Here is a 13,007-nt window from a genome sequence, read left to right on the forward strand (position 1 = left end):
TTAATCCGGGAAGGGTGCTTAATTAACTCGCCAGCTTCTCAGCCCTGTCGATAATAGCGGCAGGGTCGCGCACGACTTCAGCTGGGTTGAGTGAAATAACCAATCCGGCATCTTCTTTATCTTCAAAGCGCTCGACGCCTTCAATACCAATCGCGATAGCCAGAATAACTACGTCGGCTTCAGCAATTTCGTCTTCGCTTAATTCGTTCTCGATGCCCATGCCACCCTGGGTTTCAACTTTCACGTCGTAACCGCGTTTTTTGCACTCCTGTTCAATGGCCTCTTGCGCCATATAGGTATGAGCAACACCGGTAATACATGCAGCAACTCCGACAATTTTCATGAGTGACTCCTGAGTCTTATAATTTGGCTGTTTTTGTTAAGGCTAATATCTGACCGTGAATTTATACGTCTAAGGTTCTGGTCATCAGGTTGTAGAGTACGTCGACGCTATCGGCATTTTTTATTTCATGACGGAAATCCTCTTTCATTAATTTTCGGGCAAGCGTAGAGAAATATTTCATATGCTCGTTTGGGGCGGCGGATTTACTGACCGTCAGCATAAAAACGGTTTCTACCTGCTGATCACCCCAGGTAATGGGCTGCGCCAGCGTCGCCATGCTGATGGTGGAGTCGGTAATGTGATCCGACTTGGTATGTGGGATGGCAAAGCCATAGCCGACGGCGGTGGAAAAGGAGTCCTCGCGCGTCCAGATATCATCGCATAGACGCTCCCGGCTATCGGTACGGTGGTGTAGCCACAGGTTATCGGTCATCTGTTTTATCGCCTCATTTTTGTCGGCGACATCCAGATGGAAGAGAATAAATTCCGGCGCAATGATCGCTTTCTTGCTGGTGGCTTTCACCGACGGATTTTTTAGCGCCGTTTTCACGTTGCTGGAACGGGTGAGGGCAAGCGTGTTTTGCGCCAGTTGCTGACACTGGGCGAAATTCAGTTCGCGCAGCGCGTGCTTAACGCCCGGGATAGCGCTACTGCTCATGCTGAGTTCATCAAACCCCATCCCGGCGAGAAGCGGCAGAAAGTCTTTGCTGGCTCCCAGTTCTCCGCACAGGCCAATCCATTTACCCGCGCGATGCACTTCATCGATTGCCTGCTGTAGTGCGCGTAAAAATGACGGCGCAAAGTTGTCGTAAACGCTCGACACCTGCGTGTTGCCGCGATCGGCGGCAAAAAAGTACTGCGTCAGATCATTGCTACCAACGCTAAAGAAATCGACATGTTCGGCTATCTCAGGAATGGCGAAGATCACCGAAGGGACTTCCAACATCACGCCTAGCGAAATAGCATCGTTGAAGGGCAGGGACTCATCGCGCAGCGACTGTTTAACCGATTCCAGCACCTCACGGCACCAGAGAACTTCCTCAACGCTGGCAATCATCGGGATCATGATTTTGGCGTTGCCAACGGCAGAGGCGCTGAGGATGGCTTTCATCTGCATGGCGAAAAGATCGCGGTAGCGGGGATAGGTACGCACCGCGCGATAGCCGAGGAATGGGTTTTCTTCTTCACCGAGCTGAAGGTAGTCGACCGGCTTATCGCCGCCGATATCAAAGGTGCGGAAGATCACCGGCTTGCCCTCAGCACGCAGCACGACGCGGGTATACAAATCACTCAGTTCGGCGTAGTCCGGCGGGGTTTCCCGGTCCATAAAGGACATTTCGGTACGAAACAGGCCAATGCCTTCCGCCCCCATTTCGAACGCGGCGTCGGCTTCTTCAAAACTGGCGATATTGGCGGCGATTTCCACAGGATGACCATCGGCAGTGGCTGCCGGTTGATGGACATTAGCCAGCATTTGCTGCTGCATGGTTTTCTGTACGGCCATCTCATTGCGGTAATAGCGCAGCACCTGATTGTTAGGGGCGATAATTAGGATCCCTGGGTCACCGTCGATAATCATCTCCTGCTGAGGATCGAGGTCGAGTGCGGTAAAGGGAATATCGGTTAACGTGGGGATCCCCAACGAGCGGGCGAGAATTGCCGTGTGCGAGGTTTGCCCAGTGGCGGAAAGCACCATCCCTGCCAATAGCTGTTTATCAATGCTCAGAAATTTGCTTGGCGTCAGGCTATCGGCAAAAATAATCGACGGCGCGGTCAATTGCAGCCCGCTTGGTGGCAGCGCATTTTCCCCGTAGAGAGTGGTGAGGAGCTGAACGGTAATATCTAAGACATCCAGCGTTCTTTCTTTAATATACTTACTGGACGAGCGGTTGAGTATTTCGCAAAAATCCATGGCGGCCAGAACAACCGCGCGCCAGTTATTTTCACCATTGTCGATAAAATGAATAATGGCACTTTGAAAAGCGGTGTCGGTAATAATTGATAAATGTGCCTGGATAATATCGTGCTCAACGCCAACTTTGCTTTCGAGTGCATCAAGTTTGGCCTGTTTTAATATTCCAATCCCTGTTTTTAAGCTCTGCTTTTCCTGCGCCGCCGGGTGGGTTTGCATCGGCGCACGCGCCATGATGTCATCAAATGTCAGGGCCTGAGTAACCAGCGGGCGAGCAATAGCGACGCCGCCGCTGATGCGTGAGCCCTGAATGTAATTGGGCTGCGTTTCGCGCAGAGAGCGAGGAAGATAACCCGCTGGGGCCTGTGTTTCCTCATTTGTGGTCACTTCAAACTGCGGCAGTTTGTTGAGCAGCGCAGCGAGTTTAGACGCTGCCTGAGCCGCGTCGGCACCCGTTATGGTGATTTCACAATCGTCATTAAACAAAGTATCGGTGGCGACGAGAGAAAGTGCGCTTTTGGCGCGTCCTTCTAGCCCCGTGCGAATATTTTTCCAGCACACTTCGGCCTGAAAAGAATTACATAGACGCTCAATATGTCCAGCCGGTCTGGCGTGGATCCCATCCTTAAGCTCACACTTATAAGTTATTAATTCCGACATAACCACTCCCAAAACTGTATGCGACTGCGGGCTAATTTTGTTTGCAGGATGGTGCCTGCGTGTCATGTATATATCCTTGACCGTGAGCCACTGACTTTGAATAGAAAAAAAGTGACGTTTGCTCGAAAATAAAGGCCTGATATTTATTTTGTGACCGTAATCATAAAAATGTATTTAAACGGAGGGGAATCACCTTTGGGTGACGAAATTACTATGAAAAGGACATTTTTTATATTTATTGCGATACCTCCGCTGAGCTAGAAATAAAGGATATTGATTGATTCAGAGTGGGGGCTATATGCATTTTCGTGGATTGTTATTTGACCTAGACGGCACGCTGGTCAATTCATTGGAATTTGTGGAGGCGTCATGGAGCGCGTGGGCGGTTCGCAGGGGCTATAGCGCGCAGGCTGTACGTCATTATCTGCACGGTAAACCGGCGCTGAGTACGCTGCGTCATTTTATGTCCGATGCCAGCGAAGCGGCGATTACGCAGGAATTTCTGGCGCTTGAAGAATATGAAGCCAGCCATGCGCAGGGGATGACCGCGGTAGCCGGCGCGGTGGCATTTCTCCGGCAGCTAAATGCGCTCAACGTGCCGTGGGGCATCGTGACCTCAGGATCGCGAAAGGTGGCTTCTGCACGTATCCACCATGCGGGGCTTCCGTTCCCGGATGTGCTGGTAACCAGTGAAGATATTACCTATGGCAAACCGCATCCGGAACCCTTCCTGTTGGGGGCGAAACGCCTGAATGTGCCGGTCTCCCAGTGCGTCGTATTTGAGGATTCTCACGCTGGGCTGCTGTCGGCCCAGGCGGCGCAAAGCGTGGTTGTCGAAGTCCTCACACCGCAGGCCGGGGTTCATGATTTAGAGACCTTCGCCACCATTCCCCACTACCAGGATCTCAGCGTCAGCCCTAAGGGCGCGGCCGAATTTATCCTTCAGCTTTAAAATGGAGTTTGTAATGACCTCAAGAAAGACCCTAGCGAATGCGATTCGCTTCCTGAGTATTGATGCCGTGCAGCGGGCAAAATCAGGCCATCCCGGCGCCCCGATGGGGATGGCGGATATTGCCGAAGTGCTGTGGCGCGATTTTCTTAACCACAATCCGCATAACCCGAATTGGGCTAACCGCGACCGCTTTGTACTCTCTAACGGTCACGGCTCGATGCTGATTTACAGCCTACTGCATCTGACCGGTTATGACTTACCGCTGAGCGAGCTGCAAAACTTCCGCCAGCTGCACTCGAAAACCCCAGGCCATCCAGAAGTGGGTTACACCGCAGGTGTCGAAACCACGACCGGCCCGTTGGGACAGGGGATTGCTAATGCGGTCGGCATGGCCATTGCCGAGAAAACGCTGGCGGCGCAGTTTAATCGCCTAAATCATGAAATCATCGATCATTTTACCTACGTATTTATGGGTGATGGCTGCATGATGGAGGGTATTTCCCATGAAGTTTGCTCGCTTGCCGGTACCTTGAAGCTGGGTAAGCTGCTGGCGTTCTATGACGATAACGGTATTTCGATTGATGGCCACGTCGAGGGCTGGTTTACCGACGATACCGCCAGGCGTTTTGAGGCCTACGGCTGGCACGTGGTGCGTGATGTGGACGGCCATGACGCCGAGGCCATTCAGCGCGCGATCAACGCCGCGCGGGCGGTAACCGATAAGCCCTCTTTGCTGATGTGTAAAACGGTGATTGGTTTCGGCTCACCTAACAAAGCGGGCACCCACGATGTGCACGGCGCGCCGCTGGGTGACGCCGAAATTACCGCCACGCGCGATGCCCTGAACTGGCCGCATGCGCCGTTTGTTATTCCGGCGGAGATCTATGCGCATTGGGACGCAAAAGAGAGTGGTCAGGCGAAAGAGTCGGCATGGCAGGCGCAATTTTCCCGCTACGCCGAAGCTTTCCCACAGGAGGCGGTGGAACTTACGCGGCGACTTCGCGGCGATCTCCCGACAGATTTCAGTGCCAAAGCTCAGACGTTCGTTGAACGCTTACAGGCGAAGCCGGCAAAAATCGCCAGCCGTAAAGCCTCACAAAATGCCCTTGAAGCCTTTGGACCGCTGCTGCCGGAGTTTCTCGGCGGTTCCGCCGATCTGGCCCCCAGCAATCTGACGCTGTGGTCGGGATCGAAACCCATTAATGAGCAGGCGGCAGGTAATTACATCCATTACGGGGTGCGCGAATTTGGCATGACGGCTATCGCGAATGGGGTGGCTTTGCACGGTGGATTCTTACCTTACACCTCGACGTTTCTGATGTTCGTTGAATACGCCCGCAACGCGGTGCGGATGGCGGCACTGATGAAGCAGCGCCACGTGATGGTCTATACCCACGACTCTATTGGTCTGGGCGAGGACGGCCCAACCCATCAGCCGGTTGAACAAACGGCCTCTCTTCGTTTGACGCCGAACCTGAGCGTCTGGCGCCCCTGCTGCCAGGTTGAAACTGCCGTAGCGTGGCAGCAGGCTGTGGAACGTGAGGATGGGCCAACGGCGCTGATCTTATCCCGACAGAATCTGACCCAGCCAGAGCGTACTTTGCAGCAGGTTCGAGATATTGCGCGCGGTGCTTATGTGCTGAAGGCGTGTGAAGGTGAGCCGCAGGTGATCCTGATTGCCACCGGTTCAGAAGTCGAGCTGGCGGTAGCGGCCTGGCAAACGCTCAGCGCTGAAGGCGTGAAGGTGCGAGTGGTGTCGATGCCGTGCACTGACCGCTTTGATATGCAGGATGCTGCCTATCGCGAAGCGGTGCTGCCGAAAGCGGTGACCGCCCGCGTGGCAGTCGAGGCGGGCATAACCGATTACTGGTTTAAATATACCGGCCTGAACGGGGCGATCGTCGGGATGCAGAGCTTCGGCGAGTCCGCTCCTGCGGAACAGCTCTATGAAAGCTTTGGGATCACCGCAGAACGCGTGGTACGCGAAGCGAAGGCCCTGCTAGCGTAATGACACAGGCCCCGTTAGCGGGGCCTACTCCCAACGAGGATACGCCATGTTTAACGTTGATCTTCATCTGCATACCGTGGCCAGCACCCACGCCTACAGTACGATTCATGACTATATTGCCGCCGCGGCGCGTAAGCAGATTCGCCTGATCGCGATTACCGATCATGGGCCGGAAATGGTCGATGCACCGCACGCGTTTCACTTTAACAATATGCGCATCCTGCCAAGAATGGTTGATGGGGTAGGGATTTTGCGCGGTATTGAAGCCAACATCAAAACGGGAGGCGAGACTGATTGCAGTGACAAAATGCGCGGCGCGCTGGATCTGATTATTGCCGGATTCCACAAGCAGGTTTTTGCCCCGGCCGATGTTGTGACCAATACCGAGGCCATGATTGCGGTTATCGCCAGCGGCAAAGTACATATCATTAGCCATCCCGGGAACCCGGAATACCCGATTGATATCCCGGCGGTGGTGGCGGCGGCGCGTGAATACGATGTAGCGCTGGAGGTGAACAATGCCTCCTTTCTGCTCTCCCGCCGGGGCAGTGAGGGAAACTGCCGTAAGATTGTTGCCGCGGTAAGAGATGCCGGCGGGCTCTTGTCGCTGGGAACCGATTCCCACAGCGCGTTTTCGCTGGGCGACTTTAACGCCTGTCTGCCTCTGCTGGTGGAGAGCGAATTTCCGTCTGCGCGTGTGCTCAACGCCTCGCCGCGCCGGGTTCTGGAATTTCTGGAGCGGCGCGGCGGCGAGCGAATTGTGGAGTTTGACGAACTATAGGCTAGAGATCGATAACGTTGCCACGCGGCAGATTCAGCGACTTGCGGATCGCGGAAATCACCTCAGCAGGCTTTAACAGCAGCGAGTTAATACAGACGTTGATGATCCGACAACCCTCGAAACGGGCTGGGTTGTTAATCGTAATATCGGAGGCGATGATGGTCAGCTCGGCATCGAGCAGATCCTTATCGGTAATATCATTTTTCATCCCCAGCACGCCTTGGGTTTCGATTTTTATGGAGAACCGATAGCGCTTCGCCAGTTTTTCCAGCTGTTCGGCGGCCATGTAGGTATGTGCGACGCCGGTGGCGCAGGCGGTTACCGCGACAACATGCAGGTTGCGGTCGCTGGAAAAGGGTTGAACTTCATCTTTAGCGCTGCGTGTCATGATAAGTTTGCTCCCTTGTTCTTACGCCGGTATTCAAGCGGCGTGCAATCGTTAATGTCCCGGAACACTTTGCAAAAATAGTTGGTGTCGGTGAATCCGCACTTCTCTGCCACCTCGTTGATCTTCATCGTGGAGTGAGTTAGCAGCGTTTTTGACCGCGAGATCCGGGCAAGCTTAAGGTACTCGTTAAACTTCACGTCTGATTCACGGGTAAACAGACGAGACAGATAGCCGGGCGAAATATTAAACGTCTCCGCGACGCTTTCGCGGCTAATTTCCTGGTGATAGTGACTATCGATGTGGCTTTTAATTTCATCCAGCAGTGAGAACGGCCCTCGCGGGTTGTTCATCCCTTCGGCCACCTGATAAAGCAGGTCGTTTAACAGGGCATAGACGATATGGGCGAACGTTTCGCTGGTTTTATCCTGCGCCCAGGCCAGTGACTCTGCGAGCTCCAGCAGGCGATCGCGTACCGTGCTGCTCGAGTTCTGGAGGTTGAATTTCTCGACCTCTTTAAACTGCGTACCGTCCCAGTTGCTGATACTAAAACCGACATCCTGCTTCCAGAACACAATCGACATACAGATAACCGGGTTTTCCCACTGCGGTGAATTCCAGCTGTTGGCGGGAATATAGGTAATGGTTCCCACCGTGCGCTCGCATTTGATTATCCGGTCGCTGCCTTTAGGCAGCAGCATATTCAACGCGCCTTTCACCGTGAGCTCGATGCGCGGGACGTGCAGATGATAGGCCATCACCGGTGGCTGGGCGTCACCGTTTGCCACCAGCACGCTTTCGGTGGTCGCGCACTGGGCGCTAAACTCGCTCAAAATTGACTGTATGAATGCGGCCATTTTCCTGGTCCTTATTGCTCATCCCGGGGTTTTACCACGGTCTTTAGTACCTTCACTGCGATGGCGGTGGTGAGCGTGCCGGCAATGACCGAAACGATATAGCCGAAATGATTACTGACTACGGGGAGGACAATCAGTCCCCCCCACGGTGCGGCATTGGTGGCACCAAACCACAACGATGAAATCGCCGCCACCGCGCTGCCGAGCATGATTGCCGGGATCACGCGCACCGGATCGGCGGCGGCGAAAGGAATCGCGCCTTCGGTTATGCCCATAAACCCCATGATGATGGCCGGTTTACCGGCCTCCCGTTCGACGTCGTTAAAAATCCCTTTGAACATGAATGTGGCCAAGGCCAGCCCAAGCGGCGGCGTACAGTCGGCGGCGGCAACGGCGGCCATCAATTGCGGATTCGTTGAGATCAGCGCCACGGCGAAAAAGAAGGCGGTTTTGTTCATCGGGCCGCCCATATCGACGGCAATCATGCAGCCTAAAATACCGCCGAGGATGATAAACGAAACGCCCTGCATATTGGCTAGCCAGGCGCTGAGCCATTTCATCATCCCGGCTATCGGGTCACCGATAATGTAGTAGACCGCCATGCCGGTCACGAAAGTCCCAATCAGCGGGATAATGAAAATCGGCAGCACCATCCGCAGAAATACAGGAATTTTCAGGCGCGCAATAATAGCCAGCAGCAGCCACACGACCAATCCGGCAATAATACCGGCCAGCATACCGCCTAAGAAACCGGCCCCCATTTGATAGGCCATGAGGCCGCCGATAGCACCGGGGGCGATGCCGGGTTTATCCACCATCGACCAGGCGATAAAACCGGCCAGAATTGGGATAAACAGCGTCAGACCGGCCATGCCAATCTGCGACATCGCCTTTAAAAAGCCACTTTCCGGAATCGCCGCATGGTCGTTGAACATCACCGCCAGCGCCAGCAGCACGCCGCCAGCGACGACAAACGGCACCATGTAGGACACTCCGGTCATAAAATGCCGCTTGGTATTTTTTAATAGTTTTAACATACCGGCCTCGTTGCAGGGTGGGGCGACTTAGCGCGCCAGGGTGCTGAAAATCAGGTCATAAAGTGCAATAGGCGAAGTGGCCGCTTTGGCTTGGCTGACGAACTCATCGTTCATCAGCATGCGGGCAAGCGTCGAGAAATAGCGCATGTGTTCATGTTCAGCGGCATGCTCGCTGATGGAGAGCATGAACACCATATCCACCTGCACGCCCCCCCAGGCGACGGGCTGCTTTAAACGGGCAATGCTGACGGTTGAATTCTCAATCGCGGATGTGCGCGCGTGCGGGATGGCAAAGCCCGAGCCAACCACGGTCGGGAAGGGAATTTCCCGCGCCCAGATATCCTGGCATAGCTTTTCGCGAGATGCAGTGCGCTGCAGGAGCCAGAGATGATCGACCATTTTTTTGATCGCCTCATTTTTATCTTCCGCCGCCAGATCCCACTGGATCATTTCGGGTGTCAGCAGCGATTTATCCGCGGACTGAGCCGGTGGTTGGCTGATTTTTTGCTGCTGCACGGCAATTTCGTGGCGATAGTCGCGCAGGATCCGTTCCGTGATGTCGGTTATCAGAATGCCATATCCCGCGTCGAGCACGACGAGCTTCTGGCCGGAAGAGTCGGTGGGTAGCGCAATATCCGCAAGGGTTGGGATCGCCAGCGCCCGGGCGAGAATCGCCGTGTGTGAATTTTTCCCGGTATTGGAAAGCACCAGCCCTGCCAGATTTTCACGTTTAATGGCGAGCAACTGGCTTGGCGTTAGCGCGCTGGCAAATACTACGGCAGGAGCGGTCAGCGCGGGTGCCCCTTGTAGCAGGGGGTGAGTCTGGTCAATCGTTCGCAGAATTTGCGTGGCGATGTCGAGAATATCCAGCGTGCGCTGCTGAATGTAGCGGCTCGACGAACGTTGCAGTAGGGCGCTGTAGTCCATCGCCGCGTGGAGCACGGCTTGCCAACAGCTCTGCCCCTGCATGAGATAGTCGCCGATGCTGTCCTGAAATTCGCCGTCGCTAATAAATGCCAGATGCGCCTCCAGCAAATCATGTTCAATGCCTTCAGTAAGTCGCAGGGCGGCGATTTTTTCCTGGCGCAGCGTGGCTAACGCCGTGGCAAATGTCTGCTGCTCTAGCTCAATGCTTGAATGCTGCTGCGGGCTTTGCGCCAGCAAATCGTCAAAACTGGCGCTGGCGATGACGACCGGCGGCGCAATGGCGATCCCCTCGCTGATGCAGGCACCGGTCTGGTACTGGGGTTTTAGCTCTTCCAGCCAGCGCGGGAGATGGCCCGGTGCCGTTTCCGCGATCGCGCTGAAATCAGGAAGATGCGCCAGCAGCGCTTCCAGCGCAACGGCAGCGCTGTCGCTATCCGGGCCGCTAAGCGTTATCCGGCAGCTATCGCCCGGTAAGGTATCGGTAGCCACCAGCGACAGCGCATTTCTGGCGCTGCCAGCAATTCCGGTGCGTTGGTTTTGCCAGTTAATCTCGGCCTGATAGGTGTTGCACAGACGTGCGATATGCCCGGCCGGTCTGGCGTGGATCCCCTCGCTTAAGGTGCAATGATAGGTGATTTCCTTCGCCATGCGAGACTCCTGAGAGCGTAGTGCGGATAGCGCGGGCGACTACGCGGCGGAAAGCGTAAATGGGCAATGTAATGGCCAATATCTTTCACTGAACCATCAGGGGTTCATATAGTAAAAAAGTCACCTTTTCTTGAAAATAGTGACCTGATTGTGAATTTGTGATGTTAGTCATACTTTTCTGATAGGGGACTCTTATCTATATGACTGTTTTTAAAATGATAATCATTTTGCTTGATGGCGAAGTGTTTGCGACTTAGGTCACAAATTTCAAGCGGAGGCGGGAGAGTGTGAAGGGAAATACCGCCCGACGCTGGGCGGTATGGCTGCGCTTATCCGCGAACCCAACCTTTACGGATCGGCAGTGAGAAAATCAGGCGGTAAACCTGCTGCAAGCGCGGGAAGACGCTGGCGCCGATAAAGTGCCACAGCATCTGTGCCGCAATACAGCCAACAACGCCACACAGGAAGCCGCCGAGCATATCCATCGGCCAGTGCACGCCGAGATAAACGCGTGACCAGGCAATGGCGACCCCGATAGCCATCAATACCAGCCCGGACCACAGGCGGTGCCAGAACAGGAACGCCAGCGCGAAGGTGAAAATCACCGTGCCATGATCGCTTGGGAAAGAGTTGTCCGCTGCGTGATGCAGGAAGTTATAACCGACGTTGGCAACAAACGGCCGCTCATGCGGGAACAGTTGGCCCATCGTCCAGGAGATCGTCAGGCTGACCGCCATCGCCAGGGCCACTTTAACCACCAAATGACGTTGCGCATGTACCTGCCGGCGCTCACCCCACAGCCACATGGCGGCAGCCAGCACGGGAACGATAAGAATCAGGTCCTTGGCTAAAAATGTGGCCAACGAAATCTGCCACTGCGCTGAGGCAGGGGTAGCGTTGATCATTAAAAACAGCGTGTTATTAAGATTTTCCAGCATAACGTTCCGGCTTAAAAGATGACGGTTTTATGACGGCCACCTTAAAAAACCATGCCAGGACGGTAAACCAGTATTGTCTGAATCCTGTCACTAACAGGCAACTATCTGGAGAATAAGGTGGTGCAACAAGTGGCGTAGAGTATAACGTGCACAACCTTAAGCAAATCTTAACGACATCAATTTGTGCGAAATCGTTAAGCTGCGTGATAATTAACTATCACCACTACCGTGCATTGATTAAACTTGCGCGTTTTTATGACGGATGCGAGTCAAATGGATACTTCCACTTCTTCCCGGAAACGCTTGGGGCGTAAGGCAATTCTGTTCCCGCTTTGCCTCGTGCTCTACGAGTTTTCCACCTATATTGCCAACGATATGATCCAGCCGGGGATGCTGGCAGTCGTGCAAGAATTTAATGCCGGCGACGAGTGGGTTCCAACCTCCATGACCGCGTATCTGGCGGGCGGTATGTTCCTGCAGTGGCTGCTGGGGCCGCTGTCGGATCGCATCGGACGTCGTCCGGTGATGCTCACCGGGGTTATCTGGTTCATCGTCACCTGTCTTGCCACGCTGCTGGTACAAAACATCGAGCAGTTTACCTTCATGCGCTTTTTGCAGGGGGTGAGCCTGTGCTTTATCGGTGCGGTGGGCTATGCGGCGATTCAGGAGTCATTCGATGAGGCCACTTGCATCAAGATAACGGCGTTAATGGCCAACGTTGCGCTGATTGCGCCGCTGTTAGGGCCGCTCGTGGGGGCCGCGTGGATCCATCTTGCGCGCTGGGAGAGCATGTTTGTGCTGTTCGCTGTGCTGGCAGCCATCTCTTATCTCGGTCTCTTCAAGTCGATGCCTGAAACGGCGACCCGCCTCGGTGAATCACTTTCGTTGAAAGCGCTGGGCCGCGACTATCGCGAAGTGCTGAAAAATGGCCGCTTTGTCGCCGGCGCACTGGCGACAGGGTTTGTCAGCCTGCCGCTGTTGGCGTGGATTGCGCAGTCGCCGGTGATTATTATCAGCGGCGAGAAGGCCAGCAGCTATGAGTATGGTCTGCTGCAGGTACCGATCTTCGGCGCCCTGATCCTTGGCAACCTGGTGCTGGCGCGTTTGACCTCACGGCGTACGGTACGCGAGCTGATTATTGCCGGCGGTTATCCCATTATGTTCGGCTTGATTCTAGCGGCTGCGGCGACGGTGGTCTCTTCTCACGCCTATCTGTGGATGACGGCTGGGCTGAGCTTCTACGCCTTTGGTATCGGTCTTGCGAACGCGGGGCTAGTGCGTCTGACGCTGTTTGCCAGCGACATGAGTAAAGGCACGGTCTCAGCGGCGATGGGCATGCTGCAAATGCTTATCTTCACCGTGGGGATTGAGCTGAGCAAGCACAGCTATCAGCTGGGCGGCATTGGTATGTTCAGCCTGTTCAATCTGGCGGGCGGTGTGCTGTGGCTGGGGCTGGTGGTGATGTTCCTGCGCGATAAGCGCGTCGGCAGCGGCTTACAGCCGGAGTAATCCCGGCAGGCGCTGCGCATTACCGGGCTACAGCCGTAGCCCGGTGTTCA

The 13,007-nt window shown here is 54.7% G+C and carries 11 protein-coding genes; 4 read left to right on the top strand and 7 right to left on the bottom strand.

The genetic code is table 11. The features are described from left to right. Positions 1–22: 22 nt before the first annotated feature. Positions 23–343, bottom strand: a complete 321-nt coding sequence (locus KCR01S_RS10945; RefSeq protein ID WP_061282781.1) for a PTS fructose transporter subunit IIB — start codon at positions 341–343, stop codon at positions 23–25. Between the two features lie 61 nt (positions 344–404). Then, entirely contained in the window at positions 405–2,915 is a 2,511-nt protein-coding gene (ptsP, locus tag KCR01S_RS10950; protein ID WP_061282850.1) for a phosphoenolpyruvate--protein phosphotransferase, read from the bottom strand. A 298-nt stretch (positions 2,916–3,213) separates the two neighbouring features. Between ptsP and KCR01S_RS10955 the strand changes: the two genes are divergently transcribed. The 3 genes from KCR01S_RS10955 to KCR01S_RS10965 are packed head-to-tail and all read left to right on the top strand — an operon-like array spanning position 3,214 to position 6,656. After that, positions 3,214–3,867 (top strand): HAD-IA family hydrolase, encoded by a 654-nt coding sequence (locus KCR01S_RS10955; protein ID WP_061282782.1) that lies wholly within the window; start codon positions 3,214–3,216, stop codon positions 3,865–3,867. A gap of 13 nt (positions 3,868–3,880) precedes the next feature. Beyond that, on the top strand, positions 3,881–5,875 hold the full coding sequence (tkt, locus tag KCR01S_RS10960) for a transketolase (RefSeq protein WP_061282783.1): 1,995 nt from the start codon (positions 3,881–3,883) through the stop codon (positions 5,873–5,875). A gap of 46 nt (positions 5,876–5,921) precedes the next feature. Then, positions 5,922–6,656 carry a phosphatase gene (locus KCR01S_RS10965; RefSeq protein WP_061282784.1) on the top strand — a complete coding sequence of 245 codons (735 nt, stop codon included), beginning with the start codon at positions 5,922–5,924 and terminating at the stop codon, positions 6,654–6,656. 1 nt (position 6,657) lies between these two features. On the opposite strand, the gene KCR01S_RS10970 is transcribed toward KCR01S_RS10965, so the two are convergent. The 5 genes from KCR01S_RS10970 to ybjG form a co-directional block, all read right to left on the bottom strand. Next, entirely contained in the window at positions 6,658–7,044 is a 387-nt protein-coding gene (locus KCR01S_RS10970) for a fructose PTS transporter subunit IIB (protein ID WP_061282785.1), read from the bottom strand. Continuing rightward, positions 7,041–7,898, bottom strand: coding sequence for a helix-turn-helix domain-containing protein (locus KCR01S_RS10975; protein ID WP_061282786.1), 858 nt, complete (start codon positions 7,896–7,898; stop codon positions 7,041–7,043). The genes KCR01S_RS10970 and KCR01S_RS10975 overlap by 4 nt, the downstream gene beginning before the upstream one ends. Before the next feature lie 11 nt (positions 7,899–7,909). Then, positions 7,910–8,935, bottom strand: coding sequence for a PTS fructose transporter subunit IIC (locus KCR01S_RS10980; protein ID WP_061282787.1), 1,026 nt, complete (start codon positions 8,933–8,935; stop codon positions 7,910–7,912). A gap of 27 nt (positions 8,936–8,962) precedes the next feature. Next, positions 8,963–10,510 (bottom strand): PTS sugar transporter subunit IIA, encoded by a 1,548-nt coding sequence (locus tag KCR01S_RS10985; protein ID WP_061282788.1) that lies wholly within the window; start codon positions 10,508–10,510, stop codon positions 8,963–8,965. A 329-nt stretch (positions 10,511–10,839) separates the two neighbouring features. Continuing rightward, a complete protein-coding gene (gene ybjG, locus KCR01S_RS10990) occupies positions 10,840–11,448 on the bottom strand; it encodes an undecaprenyl-diphosphate phosphatase (protein WP_061282789.1) in 609 nt (202 codons plus the stop codon). A gap of 273 nt (positions 11,449–11,721) precedes the next feature. Here ybjG and KCR01S_RS10995 point away from each other — a divergent pair, with 273 nt between their 5' ends. Then, complete coding sequence (locus KCR01S_RS10995; RefSeq protein WP_061282790.1) at positions 11,722–12,957, top strand: MFS transporter; 1,236 nt, start codon at positions 11,722–11,724, stop codon at positions 12,955–12,957. Positions 12,958–13,007 lie beyond the last annotated feature (50 nt).

This window comes from Kluyvera cryocrescens NBRC 102467 (assembly GCF_001571285.1).
Lineage (GTDB): Bacteria > Pseudomonadota > Gammaproteobacteria > Enterobacterales > Enterobacteriaceae > Kluyvera > Kluyvera cryocrescens.